The organism is Dolichospermum circinale AWQC310F (assembly GCF_000426925.1).
GTDB lineage: Bacteria > Cyanobacteriota > Cyanobacteriia > Cyanobacteriales > Nostocaceae > Dolichospermum > Dolichospermum circinale.
In genome coordinates, this window is record NZ_KE384705.1 from 84,865 (window position 1) to 106,034 (window position 21,170).

Below are 21,170 nucleotides of genomic sequence, written 5' to 3' on the forward strand. Positions count from 1 at the left end.
TTCGCTCTTATGAAGTACATCTTAAGCCCCCTCCTCGCTTGCGGGGAGGGGGTTGGGGGTGGGGTTATTGTACCTCATAACATCGGGAAGTGCTGTAAATACTTGTTCCCTGTCTCTGACAGGGAATACAGTTAATGAGGCTCTGCCTCATATTAATGTTAGCATAAGGCAGATCCCTTTGATTGCATTCCCAGGTAGAACCTGGGAACGAGGAAAGATTGCAAGATGTTGTGACTTTGAATGCAGGTAAGGAAAAGACGGAAGTTTCTTAATTGCTTTTTTGATGGTGCGTTAGCGACAACGTAACGCACCATCAAACTGTATTCTCAGTTAGAAAATTGGAACTACGAAACTAGAAGCTAGTCTCTTCCCATGTTTGGATCAGAAAAATAGGCATACTTCCAGCTAAATTAACGGCTAGTTCAGCATGACGAGGAGCAGGTTTAGCATCATTCATACTCCTACCGTGAGCATCACTCAACCTATTTCTGAGTGTTCCTAACCCTTCTACAATTGTCTGACATCCTCCAAAAATTCGCTTTAATGTTTCTTCTGTATGTTGACTTGGAGCAAGAGTAAGTTCATTAGCAGTTAGACGATAGAGACTGGGTAAATCTGCGCCAGACTCGTATCTCACTCCATTCTTTTCTAGGATATATTTACAGACGCTTTCTAGCAAAGTTCTTGCCATAGTGATTGCACCATCTATATCCGTTGATTTTCGTTCTAATGCTTTCTGCCATGCTTCTTGAATATGTTCTGAGTCAACCATCGTTAATCTTTCTAATATACCGCTATTTGTGGATGCAATTACTTCAGTTTCTAGTAAGGTTAGAAGAGGATTAAATTCTCTCTGAAGATACATTCTTCGTTCTTGATAAGCTCCTGAATAACTTTTACCAAGATTGGAAGCAACAAAATCCCAAAACTCTTTTAAATCTCTACATTTTTTTACGCATTCAGGCATTTGATTATTGATACGTGGAATTTGCAACAAGTTTAACCGTAATTTTTTATATTCCTCATTGTCTCCTTCATCAAAATTGCCAGTAGCACGAGATACAAGAATTTGTTTGAATCGTTCGACTTGGTTGAAAAGTTCATTTACCGAGTTAGGCATTGTGGCTCTTTTTTAACTAATGTTTGTAGTAAATAAATAATAGTGTTAAGGTGCGTCAGATATCAAAAATCTATTTAGGGCTGGCAGGGAAGATTTGGAGAAATCTGTAAATGATATATAAGTATCATGGCAAAGACTATACTTCCCAATCTTCAAGTTGTAAATTTTCAACCCTTTGAAATTCTCTAGTGTTATGAGTTACTAAAATAAGATTATTAGCTAATGCAATGGCAGCAATTTGAAAATCATAAGCACCGATAGGAGTACCTAACTTTGATAATTGAGAACGAATTTCACCATAAATTCTAGCTGCTTTTCCATCAAAAGGTAAACTGATATATTGAGAGAAAAATAACTCATATAAAGCTAAATTTTGCTCCTTTTTTACGCTACGACAAGCCCCATAGTATAATTCTCCCTTGACAACATCACACAAACAAATATTTTCACGATGAGTAATTTTAAATTTATTAATTACATTTTCACTACGTCCTGTTAAATATTGAATGCAGGTGTTAGTATCTAATAAGTAAATCATCATTCAATATCCCAAATTCTTTGATCGCAATCAACTAAATTTTCTCTAACTAAAACCTCACCTTCCCACTTTCCAGCAGTTTTATCAAAAAAATCCGCAGGATATCCTAATTCTTGTGGTGTTGGTATGTTCTCTTCAAAAGCATCAGTAATAATAATAATTAATTCTTGATTAGCTAATTGTTGGGGAAGTTGTAACAATAATTTACCTTGTGCATCAACTTTTGATTTAAGTTTTATTTGCATATAATTAACTCCTTAGTATCTTGGATTATTATACTACTAATTGTTTGAAAAGTATTTTTTAATTATTCATGGCTTTTAATACTCTTTCAATTTGCTTGGGTACGTCAATTTGTTTGGGAGTCCAATATTCAATATATCCTGTTTTAACAGATGTTACTTTTGTTCTAAATCAATAATCAAAACTTTTCCTAAATTCGGTTTTCATTGTTCTTGGTTTAAAATTGCAAAAATTGTTTCTCTATCTGTTAATTCTGTTTGATACTCAACTATACCGGGAATAATTTGAGAAAAACTTCCACTGGGGAAAAATTCAATACCTTGTTCTAAAAAATATTGTCCTAACAGCAATCCCATTAAAGATGCAATTGCTTCATGGGTTTACTGATAGTCACGATTTCTAAAACTCCCTCACAATAAAATAAACGCACTCCTGGTACATTTGCAAAGGCTTTTTGAATTGCTTGAAAACTTTCCCAAGTTATTCCAGGACGGTAGAAATGTTGTTCTTCTTCTACTAAATTGAGAGAATTTTCTAAAGTTTGAGTCATGATATCTCTCACTTTCCTTAGTTATGAGGTTGATGTTATTAACAGATTATTAAAAGAGGTAAATTTTTCAGGTGCGTCAGAGATCAAAAGGCGATTTATGGCTGGCTGAGTTATCGAATCTGACGCGCCCTACTTTTGGTGTTGGTAATTTCACCGTTTAGCTAATTCTGGTGTTTTTCCCTTTAATCCTATCATCAATTTGAGAGCAAATATTCTGATCATCGGGACTTTTTGCATCATCCATAATCCCATTCTTCTTAATATGACTAATGGTAGGAAATTATTAGAAAAAACTCGATCTAATAAATCGGTGAAACCCAATATTGCGAGGTTTTCTTTTTTTCTCCAGCGTTCATATTGCTTGAGTATGGAAATATTACCAATATCTTGACGATTTTGCTGTGCTGTTTGGATGATTTCGGCTAATGCTGCTGCGTCACGAATACCTAAATTTAAACCTTGTCCTCCCACAGGATGACAATTATGGGCGGCATCGCCAATTAATGCTAATCTAGGGAGAACATAGCGATCGCTCTGCATTAATTGTACTTGAAAAATAAATCTGTCCCCCAATAATTCTAATTTACCCATTTGCTCACCATAGCGTTTAGTCAGTTCCGCTAAAAATTCCTGATCATTTAAAGCGCATAAGGCTTTTGCTTCTGCATGGGGCGCTGTCCAAACAATGCGACAACGGTTTTCTGGTAAGGGTAAAATTGCAAAGGGTCCACTAGACCAAAATTTCTCGTAAGCAGTGTTATTGTGGGGTTTTTCGGGCTTGACAAAAGCTACAATACATGATTGCCAATATTTCCAACCTTTAGTTTTAATTCCCGCAGCTTCACGAATGGGAGATCTTGCACCATCAGCAGCCACTAATAATTTACTACGAATCGTTTTGGTGGTCTCGTTAATTTTGATGTTAATCTTAATTGTATCTAACTGATTTTCTGTACTTACGACTTCTGCTGGACAAAGATAAGTTACATTTGCACAATTTCCCACAAATTCCTGTAATGGTGCTAATAGTGCGTAATGTTCTGCTACATAACCTAACTCTGGTGTACCTAAGTCCGTAGTTTGGAAGTTAACTACATGAGGATAATCAGCATCAGAAAGACGAACTTGGTTATATTTAGCGATATTGGGGAGAATTTTATCCCATAAACCAATGCCTTGGAAAATTTTTGCTGACAACATATGTACAGCATAGGCCTGTCCTTTCGCTACAGCGGCTGATGTCATTCTAGCTTCAATCAGCAGGATATTTAAACCAGAATCTTTTAAAGCGGAAGCCAGGGTTAAACCAACAATTCCGCCACCGACTATGACTAAATCATAATCATATCCCCAATGGTTTTCTGTGGGGGAGTGGGGAGAGGAAAGGGTAGGAGTCAGAAGGGTGGGAGACATTGTGAAGATAAATTACAATAGTTTTAATTATTATTGTGACGCGATTACGATTGATAATCAAGGCAACGGCACAAAATACGGTACAAAATACTAGGTCATACTTAAAACCATCAAATTATCAGCAATTTCCAAATTACTGGTAACGCTTTGCACGTCATCTAGTCCTTCTAAGGTATCAATTAATTTAAAAAGCGATCGCGCTTGTTCAATATTTGTTACTTCAACTTTATTACCAGGAATCTGGCGTATTTCTACATCAACTACTTTAAACCCTTTTGCTTTCAAGACTTGGCTGAGTTTCTCTAAATTTGTTACTTGAGTAAATACCTCAGATGTTTGGTCTGCAATCATTTCATAAGACTCAGCATTTCCCTCTAAGGAAGCTTCTAAAAGCTGTTCTTCATTAATTACATTCTCAAGCACACAAACACCCTTTTGGGAAAACATCCAACTGACACAACCGGTTTCTCCCAAATTTCCGCCATTTTTACTAAAGGACACCCGTAAATCAGCAGCAGTACGGTTGCGGTTATCTGTGAGGGCTTCAATCAAAATTGCGACACCACCTGGACCATAACCTTCATAACGAATTTCTTCTAAACGGTCGTGATAGCGAGGATCTCCGTAGGAATCACCAGCAAAAGTACCTGCACCTTTAGCGATCGCCCTATCAATGTTATCATTAGGAATACCCGCCGCCTTGGCTTTATCAATAGCGGTCCGTAGTTGAAAATTCCCCGCTGGGTCTGGTACACCATTTCTAGCTGCGACAATTATCGCGCGAGATAGCTGGGTAAAGATATGTCCCCTTTTTGCGTCTACTACTGCTTTTTGACGTTTAATATTAGCCCATTTACTATGTCCTGCCATAATTCCCAAAATTATGAGTACGCTATTTAAAAATAGGATGAAATTATATAATTATTGCTGAAATTGACTTAATAACCAAGCACAAACTTGACTATGATCCATTTGTCGAGTTTTTCTTAATGCTTCATTAAGTAAAGAAATCTGTAATCCTGGTAATACTTGAGATTCATTAATTCTTCTACTTTCGCCATTTTCGATGATAAAAGGGATAATCTGGAGATTTTGGACATCAAGTACCCAATATTCGGGTATACCCATATTTTCATACATGAGACGTTTTTCCCCTTGATCATCAGCTAAGGAACTATTAGCAACTTCAATGACTAAATCTGGTACAGGATAAACATCTAAGTTGATAATAGCAGTTCCATAGGGAATAGCATTTGCTTTTTCAGCAATATAATAAGAAACATCTGGTTGTACTTCTTGAAATCCTATTTTTCTGTATGTACAATTATCTTTGCTATTAAATTTAATTCCCTTAATTGTTGCAAATAGGTTAACAGCAAAAATAATTATACTATGGTAACAAGCATGATCATTTCCAATTGGTGATATTTCTATCCTCATTTTCCCATGATGATAATAACTTTTGGCTTTTTTATCAGCAAAATTTTCAATTACTTGAATATATTCATCCCAAGTTGCTGTTATCCAATTGTTAGTTAGTAATTGCGTTGGTATTTCAGTGATGATCATTTTTTGCTACTCCTGAATATTTCACTGATATTACATCATCATAGAAGTTGTAGATGCAGATTTTACTGTTATTGCTATTTATAACCTAGATGCAGACAAAGCAGCACCAATTAACCCGACTTGTTGGTTGAGTATTATAAATACGGGTATTTCACTCAAAATAGACCCCATTCTTCCTTTGTGGGTGAAATTGTTCAAGAAACTGCCATCCTGTATTAAAGGTAGGATTTTAGGGGCGATACCACCAGCAATGTATAATCCTCCATAAGGTAGTAGTTTCAGGGCTAGATTTCCCGCTTCAGCGCCGTAAGCCTCTATAAATAATTGCATAGTTTGTTCCGAAAGGCGATCGCTTTTTTCTAAAGCAGCATTCCCAATTAACGCACCAGGGTCAACAGTTTTTTCTGACTTTCCTGCTTCTTGTTCCCAAATTCTGACTGCGTTCCCAATTGTTGGAGACTCAGTAGCTATTTTTCTATCTCGTAAAAATTGATAAATAGAAATAATTCCCAAACCAGAAACAACCCTTTCTACCGACACTCGTTGAATATCATATTTAGTCAAAATATATTTCAACAATTCAAATTCTAACTGATTGCGGGGGGCGAAATCTGCGTGTCCACCTTCGGAAGGAAAGACTTGATAGCTATTTCCCTGTTTAATCAAAAATCCCTGTCCTAACCCCGTTCCTGCACCGATTATAGCCATTGGTGCTGCTGATTGGTATTTACCAACTTGTAAAGTTAGTAAATCCTGTTTAGTTAAACCAAAAATACCATAACCAACAGCCGCAAAATCATTAATTAGAGAAATTCTTTCAATACCCAGTTCTTTGCTTAAACGTTCTGTATCCAGAAACCATGATAAATTAGTCAACTGAGCAGTATTTTCTACCACAGGTCCAGCGATGGCAAAACAGGCTTTGTCTGGTGTGCTAGAGTTAGCTGTAGTTAAAAACTTTTGGACTATGGGGACTAAATCAGGAAAATCCCCACTGGGAAAACTCTCCTCATACAGAGTTTTTAGCCCTACCGCATCTGAGGATTGTACCAGACGCAAAATAGTTTTTGTTCCACCGATGTCTCCTGCCAGTAGCAAACTCATAAAAATTATCAGCTAATAAATTACCTGTGCTTAATTGTCCCTTGGGATTTGAGAAAAATCCCCTTATGATCAAAATATTCACACAAATCGCACCAATTCCTCAGTTTTAGTTAAATGGGAAGTATCCCCCTTTAGTTCTAGCAACCATTGGGAATCTTGACGCACCACCTTTACCAAGGAACAGAGAGAAGCCTTAACTTCAGTTTTAGCGATATCTCCCACTAACCCCATTGCTGCCCCCAATACAGAAGCACCATGGGCTACTAATAGAATATCATGGGGAAAAAATTCAGTAGATAGACATCTGGCAGTTTGGGCTGAACGTTCTCGCACCTTTTCATGGGTTTCGGGGTATTGTGCAGCTATGCGTGATGTATAACTGGGGTCAATTCTGGGAAATAATTTGACTAAGGTTGGAGTTGAGAGTTTTTCCGGTTCTTCGGTCATCCATGCTGGATTTAGCCATTCACTCAAACCTATTTCTAGTTTAATCGCCAAATCCAAAACTTCAGCGATCGCATGAGCAGTTTGTATGGTTCGCAAAAACGGAGAAGCGAAAATGTGAGCGATTTTTTTCCCTTTCAGTCGTTTTGCTAATTGCTGTGCTTGTATCATACCATCATCGGATAAAGGCGGATCATACCGTCTTTCGGCGGTTAAAAACCAATCTGGATTTACGAAATCAAGACGGTTAGCGTGTCTTGCTATCCAAACTATTTGACTCATGGGAGAAAATGATCTTAAGGAGTATGAATTTTCTGGCTGCGGTTATGATGATACAACAGTTTGCAGTCCCTTAACCAATCTTTCCACACCTGATTTTGCTGTATCTGCTGATAATGCACCATAAGCAACCCGCAAATAACAACCCTGTTCTATACCAAAAGTAGTTCCGGGAATCACGGCTATTTTATATTCTTGAATCAGTCTTTTCACCAATTCCAAATCATTCATTTTGGTATGCACTTTCAAGAAAAAGTAAAATGCGCCATTGGCTGGTGTAATTGTACATAAACTAGTTAAATTATGAAGTTCATTAATTACTATTTCTCTCACTTGGGCAATGGCGTTAATATTATCTTTTAAATAATTATCTTTAGCTTGTAACGCGCCTAATGCTGCATATTGAGAAACCACTGGTGGACAAATTAAAATAGTATCCTGAACCTTTTTTACAGCCATTAATAAATGTTGGGGAATAACCATATAACCAATTCTCCAACTAGCAAAACCATAAGCTTTTGATAAACTAAAAAGAGAAATTGTATATTGATTACTGTTTAAAAATGCCCCAGGAGAAAAATGTTTTACACCATTGTATGTAAAATATTCATAAGCCTCATCACTAATATGATAAATTCCTTTTTCTCGACAAATTTGATTAACTTGAAGTAAAGCCGTTTCTGAATAAACTACACCCGTTGGATTATTAGGAGAAACCGTCACCACAGCACGGGTTTTCTCTGTAATTGCAGCGGCTATAGCTGGGGGAATTAGGCGATAATCTGTATCAGTTGGGACTAATATCGGATGACAACCTGCCATTTTAATCGCCATTTCATGATTAAAATAGTAAGGAGTATTTAAAATAATTTCATCACCAGGAGAAGTAATTGCTAAAATAGCATTTATAAAACCCATATTACTACCGGCAGTCACCACAATAGCATTTTTTTCATTAATATCAATACCATTAAATATTGATAATTTTGCTGCTAACGCTGTTAATAATTCAGGAATACCAACCACAGCCTGATAAAGATGATTTTTCGGGTCAGCAAGGAACTTTGGTAATAGTTCCATAACCGTTGCTGGAGGTTGATAGTGAACCACACCTTGACCCAGGGAAATTGTTCCCGGAGAGTTTTTAATTAATTCTCCAATAACGGGAATAATTGGTGATTGAATTGCATTCATGCGCGATAATTCGTAATTCATAACTGGTAAAAAGACACAACAAATGATGATTGTAAATGATATATAAACCTGATGCAGACGATTTATTTTAATAGAAGATGAACGCAGATAAAAAAGGATGAATAAAGTTGGTGTCAGGGTTTAGCAATAAGCTGTACTGCATTTAATTTGTATTTGTATAATTATAGCGGGCAGGATGCCCGCACCACAAGATTTAGCTATATTAAGATTGTACAATTTCGCTGCGTAACAGCTTACTAAATCCCTATCTGTTTATAATGGAACAATCTCACTCATTTTTTCTAAATCTAATACAGTGGCTAATTGTTCCTCAGTCATTAAACCTTTTTCTAAAACTATTTGTCGTAGAGATTTACCAGTTTCTAAAGATTCTTTGGCTACAGCCGCAGCATTCAAATAACCAATATGGGGATTTAAAGACGTGACCAACGCTAAACTACCTTCAGCATAGACTAAACATCTTTCTTTGTTAGCAGTAATTCCTTGAATACAGTTGGTAGTTAAAGCAGAAATTGTATTACCTAAAATCTCAATACTGTGAATTAAATTATAGGCAATCAAAGGCATCATCACATTTAATTCTAATTGTCCCGCTTGAGCAGCAAAAGCGATCGCATTATCATATCCCATGACCTGAAAACATACCATTGATGTCATTTCTGCCATAACTGGATTATATTTTCCCGGCATAATCGAAGAACCGGGTTGTACTGGAGGAAGTTGGATTTCTTTAAATCCGGTTTTGGGTCCTGAATCCATTAACCGCAAATCGTGGGATATTTTAACTAAATCCTGGGCTAAATTCCGTAAAGCCCCAGAAACATTGACAAAAGCCCCCATACTTTGCATTGCAGCCATTAAATGTGGCGCTGGTTGTAGGGGAAATTCTAATAATTGACTCAAGACATCTACAACTTTTTGACGATATTCCGGGTGGGTATTCATTCCTGTTCCCGCAGCACTTCCTCCTAAACCCAATACCATTAAGTCAGAAGCAGCAATATAAAGCCGGTTTTGGTGTTCTGACAGGATATAAGCCCAAGCCCGGAAATTATCACCTAACCGCACTGGTACAGCGTCTTGCAGGTGGGTTCTCCCAGATTTGATGATATTTTCAAATTCTTCCGCTTTTGCTTCTAATGCCAAAACTGCCTGTTCTAAAGCTGGCTGTAATCTGCGAAAAAGCGCCAATAAACCACCAATACGAATCGCAGTAGGAATAACATCATTAGTGGACTGTCCATAGTTGACATGATCATTGGGGCTAACTAGTTTATAATTACCTTTTTGATCACCCAGAATTTCTAAAGACCGATTTGCGATAACTTCATTAATATTCATGTGGTGTGAAGTTCCCGCACCGGCTTGATAAACATCAACCACAAACTGATCTCGTAATTTCCCTGCTAAAATTTCATCAGTGGTTTGTATGATCGCTTTGCTGATGTTTGCGGGAATACAATTTAATTCTGAGTTGACAATAGCTGTAGCTTTTTTAATATATACGCAAGCATCTATATAAGTTGGTAAAGGTTTAATACCGCTAATGGGGAAATTTTCGATCGCTCTTTGGGTTTGAATACCATAATAAACGTTATTGGCAATTTGGCGATCGCCCATTGAGTCTCTTTCAACGCGAAAATCTGAATTGTTAATCATAAAGCAAGAGGGAATAGGGAATAGGTAACAGGGAACAGGGAACAGGGAACAGGGAACAGGGAATAGGGAATAGGGAATAGGTAACAGGGAATAGAGAACAGGGAACAGGGAATAGGGAATAGGGAATAGGGAACAGGGAATAGGTAACAGGGAATAGGGAATAGGGAACAGGGAATAGGTTACAGGGAATAGGTTACAGGTGCTACGCCACGGGGACAGGTAACAGGAAAGGAAAGGAGGTAGAGTTATTACTCATTACCGATTACCAATTACCAATTACCAATTACCAATTACCAATTACCAATTACCAATTACCCATTACCCATTACCCATTGCACATAATTTTTTATCCTCACATCAATTTTAGCAGCAGCAGTGCTGTATACTTTACTTCCAGTCAACATATCTTGATCCCATCTTGATTTTTTAGGTATTTACTCCCTAGCAATGGTTACTTTGGCTATTGTCAATAATGTTACTGATGGCTGAGGAGTATGTGAAATTGTAGTCAATCAGAAATAATCAATAGTTAACTTCTGTGATAGTACAAATTTCATTATTAATTGATGTCAAACATGACTTAAAGAGATTATTATAATTAATAATTCTTAATTATCCATTGTTAATCGTTCATCATCTATTGTTAATTGTTCATCATCCATTGTCAATTGTTCATCATCCATTGTCAATTGACTTTTGTACGGTACAATTATTTTTTCTAATGTTTCTCTGCCTTGTTCACCAATAAAACTTAGGATAAATACATCAAATACTGATTATGGCGCTCATAGTTCAAAAATACGGTGGTACATCTGTTGGTTCAGTCGAACGTATTCAAGCAGTTGCGACTAGAGTTGAAAAAACTGTCAAAGCTGGAAATTCTGTAGTAGTAGTGGTTTCAGCCATGGGGAAAACTACCGATGGATTAGTTAAACTAGCTAATGATATCTCTAAAACCCCTAATCGTCGGGAAATGGATATGCTACTCTCTACAGGAGAACAAGTTACTATTGCTTTATTGAGTATGGCATTACAGGAAATTGGACAACCAGCAATTTCCATGACTGGCGCTCAAGTAGGCATTGTTACTGAAGCTGAACATTCCCGCGCTCGCATTTTACATATTGAAACAGAACGCTTAATGCGGCAGATTAATGACGGTAAAGTTGTTGTGGTTGCTGGATTTCAAGGGATTAGCAACACAGAACAATTAGAAATTACTACTTTGGGACGTGGTGGTTCTGATACTTCCGCAGTTGCTTTAGCCGCAGCCATTGGCGCAGATTTTTGTGAAATTTATACAGATGTACCAGGTATTTTAACTACAGATCCCCGCATTGTCCCCCAAGCTCAATTATTGACAGAAATCAGCAGTGATGAAATGCTGGAATTGGCAAGTTTAGGGGCGAAAGTATTACATCCCAGGGCTGTGGAAATTGCCCGTAATTATGGCGTTCCTTTGGTGGTACGTTCAAGTTGGACAGATCAACCGGGAACGTGGGTAACAACCCCTCCAAGACGAAATCGGGCGTTAATTAACTTAGAATTAGCTCGCCCTGTAGACGCTATAGAATTTGATATGCAACAGGCTAAGGTGGCTTTATTGCGCGTTCCTGACCAACCTGGGGTAGCAGCCCGGTTATTTGGCGAAATTTCTCAGCAAAATGTGGATGTGGATTTGATTATTCAATCTATTCATGAAGGTAATAGTAATGACATTGCTTTTACAGTAAATACATCAATATTAAAACGAGCAGAAGCGGTATCATCGGCTATAGCTCCGGCATTGAGAAATAATCCCAGTTCCAATGAAGCAGAGGTTTTAGTAGAAAAAGATACTGCAAAAATTAGTATTGTCGGCGCGGGGATGATTGGTAGACCAGGGGTAGCAGCGCAAATGTTTAAAACTTTGGCGGCCGCTGGTGTGAATATTCAGATGATTTCTACCAGTGAGGTCAAGGTGAGTTGTGTAGTTGATGCTATAGATTGCGATCGCGCTATAGTTGCTTTGTGTGATACATTTGAGATCAATTCTTCCTGTACTTCCCTGGCCTATCCGAGTCCTCAAGCCCCCGCTGTGCGTGGTGTCGCTTTAGATAGGAATCAAGCCCGGATTGCTATTCGTCAATTACCAGACCGTCCGGGTATGGCCGCTAAATTATTCGGATTTTTGGCAGAATATAACATCAGTGTGGATATGATTATTCAATCCCAACGTTGTCGGGTGGTAGACGGTGTTCCCCGTCGGGATATCGCGTTTACTGTGGCTAAAATAGATGCAGAAATCGCTCAAGAAAAACTTACACAAGTCGCAGCGGAATATGATTGGGGTGAGGTAATATTAGATAGTGCGATCGCTAAAGTTAGTATAGTTGGTTCTGGTATGGTAGGACAACCAGGAATTGCAGCGAAAATGTTTACAGCTTTAGCACAAAATCAAATCAACATTCAAATGATTGCTACCTCAGAAATTAAAATTAGTTGTGTTGTAGGTATTGATGAAGGTGTGAAAGCTTTACAAGTTATTCACGCGGCTTTTGATTTAGCTGGGAGTGAAAATTTTGTAGTTCCCGCTTGAAGATAATCAGCTTGTTTATACTCCCAATTGTAGCATTCAGACAAATATTTTATTTTGAATTAATTAAAATCAAAACCCGGATGCTACATTTTTTGGCTTTAATGATCTTGAAGTTACAGTTAAAGACTTATTTGATAATTAAATAGAAACTGGATAAAATATAAAATGATAAATGAGAATGACTTGCTTGATATAGCTATCACAAATATTAGAAAGGTTTTAGATTTTAATCCTTACAAGAGCTATACTGGTGTAAACAATAGAGAAGAATTTCAGCAATTTATAGCTAATGATCCTGCTTTTGGCTCTTTAGGTTTAGATGATGAAAGATATATTATTGCTAGAGTGGGAGGGAATCTTGTAACTTCTTTACACCGTAAACTCGGTGATATGTATGAGAATTTATTTACCTATTTATTAAAAGAAAGTTTCGGCTTAAATGATAATGAGCTACACTTTAGTGTAAATGTTAAAATTGGTGAGCGTGATCAGGTTCGATCTACCGATGGATTAATAAAAAAAGAGAAGTTTAATCATAACATTCCTCAAGATTGGATTCAATATGAAGGAATAGGATTTGAGGTTCGTTCATGCTATCAAATTGGTGACTCTAAGAGAATTCAAGCTGATTATGATATGTCCCTAGCTTTGAAGTCATATCAAATTCTACCTGTGATGTTAATTTTCTGCAACACATCCTTGAAAAGTCCTGTAAGTAGATTATCAAAGAGTTGGGAACTGTATGAAGGAATAGACAGTTTTAATTTGGTTCACACTATTACTGGTTTCGATCTTTATAATTTCCTTCAGATAAATTCAAAGTCTTTTAAAAAAGAGATTGATAATATTTTCTCTAACTTCTAATACATACTGCTGTTTCATACAAACGTTTTTTACCGCCCCTTTTTCTGAAGGAAATTATTTTCTCAACTACAAAACCCTCACGTTGAAAAAGTTTACTCAAAATCACCTCTGTAAATATTTCCACATTTGAGAGTCGAGAATTACCGACAACATAAACACCTTGAAAATTTCTCGATACAATCTGTTTTAAACTTCTTATATGTTTCCACAAATCAATAAAGTATTTAGTCGCATAATTACACATTAAAATGTTTTGATTTTTAAGTTCATCATAGTAAGAAAGATATGATCTAATCTCATCAGGAACTATGATTAAATCCTTTTGCAAAATTGAAGTTGCTCTACCCCATGTTCCACCTATTGCTCGTAAGTCTATTTCCGTGGCTTCACGAATATCTTCTAAGAGTTCTAAGAAGTGTAATTGAGGTCTAGTTTGATGAACATAACTATAGCGGTTTGGATAAGGAGGTGAAGTAATTACGAAATCTATAGAGCGATTAATTGTATTTTGCAGGTTATTTGTGGAATCACCTAGTACAATTGAGTTCAAATTAGAAAATAATATTTCTCCTTGGTTAAGCTTAATCAAATCTTCCCTGATGTCTTTGAGATTATTACTTATTTCTAAATAAACATCTATCTCTCTTTGATGATGATCATCAAATGTAATAGTTGGATGATTTCTGTGAATATTGGCACAATCCAAACACGATTTATTCAAAGATAACCAAATATATTCATGAATGGGATCATATTTTTCTTGTCTCATTATCTCACGACAAATAATCAGATTTTTTAAAACATTAATTTTCCACCAACGAAAGACATTATGAATAATTGGAACTCTAGTATTGAATATCTCAACTACATCTTCCAGTGAAAATGTCTCATATTTTTTAATTTCACTAAATACTTCTTCAAGATAATTATTAATTAAAGAAATGTTACTAAGATTCCACAATAGAGACTTATTTCCTGCTTGCTGAAGTAAAGGGTTAATCTCAACTCCTAGAGCCTTAATTCCATGCTTCTGACATTCGATAATTGTTGTACCTCTACCACTAAATGGATCAACTACAAAATCATTTTTAGTAATTTTAAATAAATCAATAAAAAAGCGGACTAAATTTGGTGAATAACTGGGAGTTAGTCGATACCATCTATGCACTGACTCAGTTTGTCCCGCTTTAAATGTGATATCACCTATATCAATTTCTTGATAGTTAAAGCCAGACTCCTCAATGCTTTTATAAAAACACTTGGTAATATCATTATTTTTATCTTCAAATAGTGATAGTTGTTGAAACATAATTACTCCAATAATGAATGCCACTCAAAAGTAGCATAAAATAGTTGTGTTGGCGGCACTATTAACCATTTAAACCGGATACCTACGGACTGCTTCGCTACACAACAGGTAGTCTAACTATTTTAACCAAGAATCCCCGTGTCCTGAGACCGGGGAGTATTAACCTGATAGCGAATCCTAGTCTAATAAAGTACAAAATTATCTGCGTTTATCCGCGTTTATCTGCGTTTAATTCTGAGTTCTTGTACCTAACTTGCATGGGAATTGCTATATTACCTAATTACAAAATTGATTTTTCCACACCTTTATGAACAGTTTTTACCCATTTTAAACGTTTTGGTCGGAAGGACATTCGCGCTGTGGTGCTACTCATGACTACTAACCAATGCAACATATATAAACTGCCGCGAAGGGTTTGTAAAAGTAACACTAAATAGGTAGATGGTTTAAGCTGTTCCGATAGCCTTGGAGTAGCCTTATGGACGTGCTTTAAACCCGCAAACATACCTATAACTGACATCCCTAGAGATAACCCAGTTACAGAACTTAACATAGGTGGACGATGACGAGCGATCGCCATTAATATATCTGGTATTGCGGCCGTTGGTAAGATATACATTGTCACCATAAAGATCAACAAATCCCAGGTTTTCTTTGTCCCCATGCGGTTTTTGAGGATCAGATCCCAGTAGTCTAAATAACGTTGATAACCACCTTCCGCCCAGCGGTTACGTTGATGCCAAAGGGCTGTAGCATTGGTAACACCTTCTTCCTCCACTGGGGGATGAAAAACACATTCAATATCCCACTTATCTAAATGTAAGCGGATAGTTAAATCCAGATCATCGGTGATAGTTTCCTCATTCCAACCACCGCAACTTGCTAGGGCTTGACGGCGGACAAATTGACCATTACCTCGGAGTTCACCAATACCACCAATAGCAGTCCGCTGTTCTTGAAACCAGATATCCAACAACATTTCCGCCATTTGTCCCTTAGTCCAGAAATTTTCTGGAGCATTGGCGATCGCTTTACGTATTTGTACAGCCCCTACTCTGTCTTTTTCAAACAAAGGAACTACCTGAAATAGCAAATCTGGTGTAACTTGGGCATCGGCATCAAATACAGCAATAATGTCTCCCTTTATCAGTGGCAATACCTGATTTAATGCTCCAGATTTTCCGCCACTAGCTTGGGGAGAACGCCTAAATACATTCAGTTGTTGATATTCTTGCTGGAGTTCTGCTAATAATTGGGGTGTATTATCTGTACTATTATCATCAATAATCCAGACTTCATATTCACCATTACCGTATTCCAAATTACAGAGATTCTTAACTAATCTGCCAATTACTGCTTCTTCATTTTTAGCAGCCACTAACACAGACACAAAAGGCAAATCTGCCTCTATCTTTGGGGAATGGTCGCGGGGTTTGGTAAAAATAATCCCCAAGGCATGAATTCCCAGTATTGTTGTCAGTCCCAGGATAAATATCGAACCCCAAGAAACTAAATGTAGGGTAATAGTCCCACTCCAGACTATAGTTAAAACTAGAGCGGCTTTGCCACGACGGCCTTTAAATCGTTTTGGTTGTAGGTATTCTGATTCTTTATTTTCTGAGAGGTCAGGTAAGATCAGGTCAAGGGGATCAGAGTGTCCGTGATCAGTATTGTTTTCAGGCCAGGAATTTGCTGGCATAGGTTATATAATTAAAAACGGCTATTTTATGTATGTAGCTTTAAATTACAGACCGATTCTGTAACAGATTACTAGCTACCTAATTAATATAGTTCTAAAGAGTCCCAAAGGGAATAGATAGAGCATAATTCCTCTTCTCGTCTCCCCCTCTTCTCGTCTCCCCCTCATCGAGTGAAAGCGGCTATTAAATTAATTCCACATAATTATACATATCCCGGACTTCTTCAATAAGTTCGGGATACATAGCGATTCTAACTAAGACGACAATACCTCCCTTTTCTCTACCTCTGCGTCCTCTGTGTCCTCTGTGGTTCGTTCCAAAAAAATCCGTTCACAACCCACCGAGGACTGCTACAGCACTACAAGAGTGTTATGAGGTACATATCTAGCGGGCAAGATGCCCGCACCACAAGAGTTTCATGATTCAACTTTATACCTCATCAGAGCGGAAAACGCTGTAAGTAGGCGAACGGAAAAACCGACACAAGTAACGAAAAGTAAAGTTGCCCAAAACCTGTAACCTGTAACCTGTAACCTGTAACCTGTAACCTGTAACCTGTAACCTGTTCCCTGTTCCCTGTTCCCTGTTCCCTATTCCCTTGTCATAACGACAATTTTTAACGCCAACCTACTTATATTTACCCATTTATGGCTCAACTTTCAAGCCTAGTTTTCTGCTTGGAAATGTAATAATAAACCATATTCCAAACCTTCAACCACTGCTTGATAAGAGGCGGCCAAGATATTCTTAGAAACGGCAACAGTTGTCCAGCGTTGTTGAATATTGCGAGATTCAACTAAGACACGAGTTTTTGCCGCAGTTCCGGTATTTCCATTCAAAATTCTAACCTTATAATCTGTTAACTCAAAGGTAGCAATTTGCGGATAAAAGTTGACCAAAGCCTTACGCAAAGCGGCATCCAAAGCCGCTACAGGTCCAGTACCTTCCGCAGCTTCCAGAATATTTTCACCATTGACAGTTACTTTAATAGTTGCTAAAGAATGAGTTGTTTCTTTCCCCTGAATTAAATCACAATGGACTTGAAAACCATTGATTTCAAAAAACTGTTGACGCAGACCTAAAACATCATACATCAACAGGGCAAAACTCGCCTCCGCCGCCTCAAATTGATAGCCGACACTTTCCAATTCTTTCATCCTCTGGAGAATTTGTCTAGCTTGGGGATGATCCTTGTCTAACTCAATACCAAAAGTCCGGGCTTTAGCCAAAACATTACTTATTCCAGACTGTTCGGAAATGACAATGCGGCGCGTATTTCCGACTTGTTCTGGTTGAATATGTTCATAGGTTAAAGGGTTGCGTTCTACTGCTGATACATGAATACCGCCTTTATGGGCAAAAGCGGAACGTCCTACAAAAGGTGCGTGTTCATCAGGAGCGAGATTGACAACTTCACTGACAAAACGACTGGCCGCTGTCAGTTGATGTAGCTGGTGTTGGGCGATACAACTATAACCCAGCTTTAGCTGTAAATTAGGAATCAGAGAACACAGATTAGCATTACCGCAGCGTTCTCCATACCCGTTGATTGTCCCTTGTACCATTGTTGCACCCGCCATAACTGCTGCTAGAGCATTAGCTACCGCCATTTCTGAATCATTATGAGTATGTATTCCTATTTGCGGAGTTGTTGACCATTGACCATTGGCCATTGATAAATGACAATTAACATCCTGAACAATTTGTGTAACTTCATGAGGTAAAGTCCCACCATTGGTATCGCATAAAACTAACCATTCCGCACCAGCGGTCATGGCCGTTGTCAAGGTTTGTAAAGCATAATCAGGATTTTGCTTATAACCATCAAACCAATGTTCAGCATCGTAAATTACCCGTCGTCCTTGAGAACACAGATACTCAATCGTGTCACCAATCATGGCTAAATTTTCTTCTAGACTGGTCTTGAGTCCGGCTGTAACGTGCAAATCCCAGGATTTACCGAAAATAGTCACCCAGCGAGTACCTGCCGCCAAAATCGCTTGCAGCATGGGTTCATCTGGGGGTTTGGTATGAGGACGACGGGTAGAGCAAAAGGGGACAACTTCTGCTTGTTTGAGGGGATTTTCCTGAAGTTGCCAGAAAAACTCAACATCTTTAGGATTTGCGCCAGGCCAACCACCTTCAATAAAAGGAATCCCTAATTGATCCAGTCGGTGAGCAATGCGTAACTTATCTTCTATGGACACTGAAAGTCCTTCCCGTTGGGTCCCGTCCCGAAGAGTAGTGTCATAGAGCCAAAGTTGATTTGAGGGAGTTTTGGTCATAAAAATTGTTGAACCTTTGATTCAACACTGACACCTGAGAGATAACTTGGCTGCACGCCAATAAACAACAAAAAGCTATTTTGGTAGTTTCATCAGGCCACACAAAAATGCTAACAATTGCTCTGAGGAAGTGTAGCGAAGCTTCATATTTTCTTCCTACTTCCAGTCTCAAAGCTTCGCCAATATCCCCTTGGGGATTTAACTCATGTTACCCATGCAGGAAACCCTAAAACCATTCGGTACTTATTTTTCCTCTGCCAAACCTTTAGCAAAAAGCATGAACCGGTTCTGTCTGCTGTATCGAAGGTTGTTAATAATTCAATTCTAGGCTGTTTTCATTCCCAAGACAAGCAAAGGAAATGATCCCCAAAATCCTGTTAAATATGAGGAAAGGAATTGGCACTTATGGTACTTGTGCGGTTAAGGTAGAAGGCGAAGCGTCCGCAGTAAATTGACCTGAGCATTCTTCTGCGTTCCCTTCTTCCCCATTCTCCTACAAGTAATTTGGGTTTGATTGCTCAAACTCAAGTTTTAGCTACTGTTAAAGTGACTAAATTTCACGGTTTTTGGGGTCAAGGTTCTCAAATAGTTTAGACACCAAAAGGTTAAAAAGGAGACAAACAAGATGGGTAGATGGACACCCTTGATTTTGATGGCTGGCGGCGTAGCAATTTTGCTAGGTACGCTACTGGGAATTAATTTCCCTATGGGCGGACAACAAAGTGCTAACGTGCCAACAGGACGCAGAGCATCCAGTGTTCTCCCAGCTAATATTAATGTTAATAGTGCCGCTGGTGGTAATGATACGGAAAATAATTCTAGTAATGAGTCAGAAACGATTAAAAGCAATGATTCTAACAGTGAAAACCGCCGCACTAATGTAGCTCAAGGTAATGTTTCTACTGAAAATTCAGGTAATTCTTCTAACACTACACAAGAAACAAGCACTAGTGACCAAAGTTCTGATTCTACCAAAGAAACGGCGACTACAGATAGTGACATGGCTACGCCACGCAGGCTATCAAATTCCAGTAGTAATGTTAATCAGGACAAACAACCAATTCGGGCTTTGTGGTAACTAGAGATAAATTAAGTTAAAAATCAATGGTCAACGGTCAACGGTCAAAATTAAATAACTAATGACCAATGACCTAAATTCTACTCCCTTTGTTAGCCTTTATGAGTTATTAGTTATTTACTAGACTAATGACTAATGACTAATGACTAATGATGTTTTAATTATTGGTGGTGGTATTATCGGGTTGGCTTGCGGTCTGGAACTGAAATTACGGGGTGCTAATGTAACTGTACTTTCACGTGATTTTACTGCTGCCGCCAGCCACGCCGCCGCCGGAATGTTAGCCCCTGAAGCCGAAAATATTACTCATGAGCCGATGTTGTCTTTATGTCGGCGATCGCGCAATTTATACTTAAATTGGACGGAAAAATTAGCAGAATTAACTGGAGAAAAGGATGTAAATAATACAGGTTATTGGCCTTGTGGTATCCTCGCACCAGTTTATCAACAACCACAAAATACAGGGGATAGAAAGGCCCACTGGTTGAATAAAGATACTATTAATCAATATCAACCAGGTTTGGGTCAGGATGTGGTCGGTGGTTGGTGGTATCCTGAAGATGGACAAGTTGATAACCGGGCTTTAATTAAGGTTCTACGGACTGCGGCGGAGTCTGAGGGTATTATATTCCAAGAAGGAGTTACCGTAGAAGCTATTTCTCAACAACAGGGAAAAGTGATCGGTGTTCAGACTAATATAGGTTTATTTCGGGCTGACCATTATCTTTTAACCGCTGGTGCTTGGGTAAATCAATTATTACCTTTAGCAGTGCGTCCCCGTAAAGGACAAATGTTGAGTTTACGAGTCCCAGATTGTCTCAATGAATTACCCTTAACTAGGGTATTATTTGGAGAAGGTATTTATATTGTCCCCCGACGCAATCGTTCTATCATTATTGGTGCAACTAATGAAGATGTGGGATTTACTGCCTATAATACCCCAGTCGGGATTCAAAGTTTACTACAATCAGCTATTCGCTTGTATCCCCAATTAGAAAATTATCCTCTTCAAGAACTTTGGTGGGGATTTCGTCCAGCTACCTCCGATGAATTACCTATTTTGGGTGCTAGTCATTGTCCTAATTTAACTTTGGCTACTGGTCATTACCGCAATGGAATTTTACTCGCACCAGTGACAGCGACATTAATTGCTGATTTGATTTGCGAACAAAAAACAGATCCTCTTTTACCTAATTTCCACTATTCCCGTTTTTCTGCTGTG

General features: G+C 38.1%; 18 protein-coding genes and 2 pseudogenes. 5 read left to right on the forward strand and 15 right to left on the reverse strand.

Annotated features, from left to right (window positions below):
• Window positions 1-352: 352 nt before the first annotated feature.
• The 12 genes from ACIR310F_RS0117540 to ACIR310F_RS0117595 form a co-directional block, all read right to left on the reverse strand.
• Window positions 353-1,120 carry an abortive infection family protein gene (locus tag ACIR310F_RS0117540; protein ID WP_028084949.1) on the reverse strand — a complete coding sequence of 256 codons (768 nt, stop codon included), beginning with the start codon at window positions 1,118-1,120 and terminating at the stop codon, window positions 353-355.
• Window positions 1,121-1,256: 136 nt separating this feature from the next.
• Complete coding sequence (gene vapC, locus ACIR310F_RS0117545; protein ID WP_331271321.1) at window positions 1,257-1,661, reverse strand: type II toxin-antitoxin system tRNA(fMet)-specific endonuclease VapC; 405 nt, start codon at window positions 1,659-1,661, stop codon at window positions 1,257-1,259.
• On the reverse strand, window positions 1,658-1,903 hold the full coding sequence (locus ACIR310F_RS0117550) for a hypothetical protein (RefSeq protein ID WP_028084951.1): 246 nt from the start codon (window positions 1,901-1,903) through the stop codon (window positions 1,658-1,660). Before ACIR310F_RS0117550 ends, vapC begins: the two co-directional genes overlap by 4 nt.
• A 201-nt stretch (window positions 1,904-2,104) precedes the next feature.
• Window positions 2,105-2,257, reverse strand: a complete 153-nt coding sequence (locus ACIR310F_RS25810) for a hypothetical protein (RefSeq protein WP_155963892.1) — start codon at window positions 2,255-2,257, stop codon at window positions 2,105-2,107.
• Window positions 2,257-2,451, reverse strand: a complete 195-nt coding sequence (locus ACIR310F_RS23790; protein ID WP_028084952.1) for a hypothetical protein — start codon at window positions 2,449-2,451, stop codon at window positions 2,257-2,259. The genes ACIR310F_RS25810 and ACIR310F_RS23790 overlap by 1 nt, the downstream gene beginning before the upstream one ends.
• 150 nt (window positions 2,452-2,601) lie before the next feature.
• Window positions 2,602-3,864 carry an FAD-dependent hydroxylase gene (locus ACIR310F_RS0117565; RefSeq protein ID WP_028084953.1) on the reverse strand — a complete coding sequence of 421 codons (1,263 nt, stop codon included), beginning with the start codon at window positions 3,862-3,864 and terminating at the stop codon, window positions 2,602-2,604.
• Between the two features lie 90 nt (window positions 3,865-3,954).
• Entirely contained in the window at window positions 3,955-4,734 is a 780-nt protein-coding gene (locus tag ACIR310F_RS0117570; RefSeq protein WP_028084954.1) for a YebC/PmpR family DNA-binding transcriptional regulator, read from the reverse strand.
• A gap of 51 nt (window positions 4,735-4,785) precedes the next feature.
• Window positions 4,786-5,433, reverse strand: a complete 648-nt coding sequence (locus ACIR310F_RS0117575; RefSeq protein WP_035368328.1) for a Uma2 family endonuclease — start codon at window positions 5,431-5,433, stop codon at window positions 4,786-4,788.
• A 78-nt stretch (window positions 5,434-5,511) separates the two neighbouring features.
• Window positions 5,512-6,537, reverse strand: coding sequence for a glucokinase (locus ACIR310F_RS0117580; protein ID WP_028084956.1), 1,026 nt, complete (start codon window positions 6,535-6,537; stop codon window positions 5,512-5,514).
• 78 nt (window positions 6,538-6,615) lie between these two features.
• The gene (locus tag ACIR310F_RS0117585; protein ID WP_028084957.1) at window positions 6,616-7,263 is read right to left on the reverse strand and encodes a histidine phosphatase family protein; all 648 of its coding nucleotides are present in this window, start codon (window positions 7,261-7,263) and stop codon (window positions 6,616-6,618) included.
• Between the two features lie 42 nt (window positions 7,264-7,305).
• Window positions 7,306-8,475: a pyridoxal phosphate-dependent aminotransferase gene (locus ACIR310F_RS0117590; protein WP_028084958.1), complete on the reverse strand. Its 1,170-nt coding sequence runs from the start codon at window positions 8,473-8,475 to the stop codon at window positions 7,306-7,308.
• Window positions 8,476-8,727: 252 nt separating this feature from the next.
• Window positions 8,728-10,134, reverse strand: coding sequence for an aspartate ammonia-lyase (locus ACIR310F_RS0117595; protein WP_028084959.1), 1,407 nt, complete (start codon window positions 10,132-10,134; stop codon window positions 8,728-8,730).
• 778 nt (window positions 10,135-10,912) lie between these two features.
• Here ACIR310F_RS0117595 and ACIR310F_RS0117600 point away from each other — a divergent pair.
• The gene (locus ACIR310F_RS0117600) at window positions 10,913-12,712 is read left to right on the forward strand and encodes an aspartate kinase (protein WP_028084960.1); all 1,800 of its coding nucleotides are present in this window, start codon (window positions 10,913-10,915) and stop codon (window positions 12,710-12,712) included.
• A gap of 165 nt (window positions 12,713-12,877) precedes the next feature.
• Entirely contained in the window at window positions 12,878-13,576 is a 699-nt protein-coding gene (locus ACIR310F_RS0117605) for a hypothetical protein (protein ID WP_028084961.1), read from the forward strand.
• Here the strand turns inward: ACIR310F_RS0117605 and ACIR310F_RS0117610 are convergent.
• From ACIR310F_RS0117610 to cimA, 3 genes are all read right to left on the reverse strand, one after another.
• Complete coding sequence (locus ACIR310F_RS0117610) at window positions 13,566-14,885, reverse strand: DNA methyltransferase (RefSeq protein ID WP_028084962.1); 1,320 nt, start codon at window positions 14,883-14,885, stop codon at window positions 13,566-13,568. The two genes, ACIR310F_RS0117605 and ACIR310F_RS0117610, sit on opposite strands and share 11 nt — an antisense overlap.
• A gap of 280 nt (window positions 14,886-15,165) precedes the next feature.
• A complete protein-coding gene (locus ACIR310F_RS0117615; protein ID WP_028084963.1) occupies window positions 15,166-16,584 on the reverse strand; it encodes a glycosyltransferase family 2 protein in 1,419 nt (472 codons plus the stop codon).
• A 666-nt stretch (window positions 16,585-17,250) separates the two neighbouring features.
• On the reverse strand, window positions 17,251-18,870 hold the full coding sequence (cimA, locus tag ACIR310F_RS0117620; RefSeq protein WP_028084964.1) for a citramalate synthase: 1,620 nt from the start codon (window positions 18,868-18,870) through the stop codon (window positions 17,251-17,253).
• 389 nt (window positions 18,871-19,259) lie between these two features.
• On the opposite strand from cimA, the pseudogene ACIR310F_RS27060 reads away from it, so the two are divergent.
• The 3 genes and pseudogenes from ACIR310F_RS27060 to thiO all read left to right on the forward strand — a co-directional run.
• Window positions 19,260-19,464: pseudogene (locus ACIR310F_RS27060) on the forward strand (2Fe-2S iron-sulfur cluster-binding protein); the annotation flags it as partial.
• Window positions 19,465-19,495: 31 nt separating this feature from the next.
• Window positions 19,496-19,948 carry a hypothetical protein gene (locus ACIR310F_RS0117630; protein WP_028084965.1) on the forward strand — a complete coding sequence of 151 codons (453 nt, stop codon included), beginning with the start codon at window positions 19,496-19,498 and terminating at the stop codon, window positions 19,946-19,948.
• A 142-nt stretch (window positions 19,949-20,090) separates the two neighbouring features.
• Window positions 20,091-21,162 (forward strand): annotated as a pseudogene (thiO, locus tag ACIR310F_RS27625) (glycine oxidase ThiO); the annotation flags it as partial.
• Between the last annotated feature and the right edge of the window lie 8 nt (window positions 21,163-21,170).

Bases quoted from the DNA above. Each gene is read 5' to 3' on its own strand.
- ACIR310F_RS0117540 (WP_028084949.1), bottom strand. From the start codon at position 1,120: ATGCCTAACTCGGTAAATGAACTTTTCAACCAAGTCGAACGATTCAAA.
- vapC (WP_331271321.1), bottom strand. From the start codon at position 1,661: ATGATGATTTACTTATTAGATACTAACACCTGCATTCAATATTTAACA.
- ACIR310F_RS0117550 (WP_028084951.1), bottom strand. From the start codon at position 1,903: ATGCAAATAAAACTTAAATCAAAAGTTGATGCACAAGGTAAATTATTG.
- ACIR310F_RS25810 (WP_155963892.1), bottom strand. From the start codon at position 2,257: ATGGGATTGCTGTTAGGACAATATTTTTTAGAACAAGGTATTGAATTT.
- ACIR310F_RS23790 (WP_028084952.1), bottom strand. From the start codon at position 2,451: ATGACTCAAACTTTAGAAAATTCTCTCAATTTAGTAGAAGAAGAACAA.
- ACIR310F_RS0117565 (WP_028084953.1), bottom strand. From the start codon at position 3,864: ATGTCTCCCACCCTTCTGACTCCTACCCTTTCCTCTCCCCACTCCCCC.
- ACIR310F_RS0117570 (WP_028084954.1), bottom strand. From the start codon at position 4,734: ATGGCAGGACATAGTAAATGGGCTAATATTAAACGTCAAAAAGCAGTA.
- ACIR310F_RS0117575 (WP_035368328.1), bottom strand. From the start codon at position 5,433: ATGATCATCACTGAAATACCAACGCAATTACTAACTAACAATTGGATA.
- ACIR310F_RS0117580 (WP_028084956.1), bottom strand. From the start codon at position 6,537: ATGAGTTTGCTACTGGCAGGAGACATCGGTGGAACAAAAACTATTTTG.
- ACIR310F_RS0117585 (WP_028084957.1), bottom strand. From the start codon at position 7,263: ATGAGTCAAATAGTTTGGATAGCAAGACACGCTAACCGTCTTGATTTC.
- ACIR310F_RS0117590 (WP_028084958.1), bottom strand. From the start codon at position 8,475: ATGAATTACGAATTATCGCGCATGAATGCAATTCAATCACCAATTATT.
- ACIR310F_RS0117595 (WP_028084959.1), bottom strand. From the start codon at position 10,134: ATGATTAACAATTCAGATTTTCGCGTTGAAAGAGACTCAATGGGCGAT.
- ACIR310F_RS0117600 (WP_028084960.1), top strand. From the start codon at position 10,913: ATGGCGCTCATAGTTCAAAAATACGGTGGTACATCTGTTGGTTCAGTC.
- ACIR310F_RS0117605 (WP_028084961.1), top strand. From the start codon at position 12,878: ATGATAAATGAGAATGACTTGCTTGATATAGCTATCACAAATATTAGA.
- ACIR310F_RS0117610 (WP_028084962.1), bottom strand. From the start codon at position 14,885: ATGTTTCAACAACTATCACTATTTGAAGATAAAAATAATGATATTACC.
- ACIR310F_RS0117615 (WP_028084963.1), bottom strand. From the start codon at position 16,584: ATGCCAGCAAATTCCTGGCCTGAAAACAATACTGATCACGGACACTCT.
- cimA (WP_028084964.1), bottom strand. From the start codon at position 18,870: ATGACCAAAACTCCCTCAAATCAACTTTGGCTCTATGACACTACTCTT.
- ACIR310F_RS0117630 (WP_028084965.1), top strand. From the start codon at position 19,496: ATGGGTAGATGGACACCCTTGATTTTGATGGCTGGCGGCGTAGCAATT.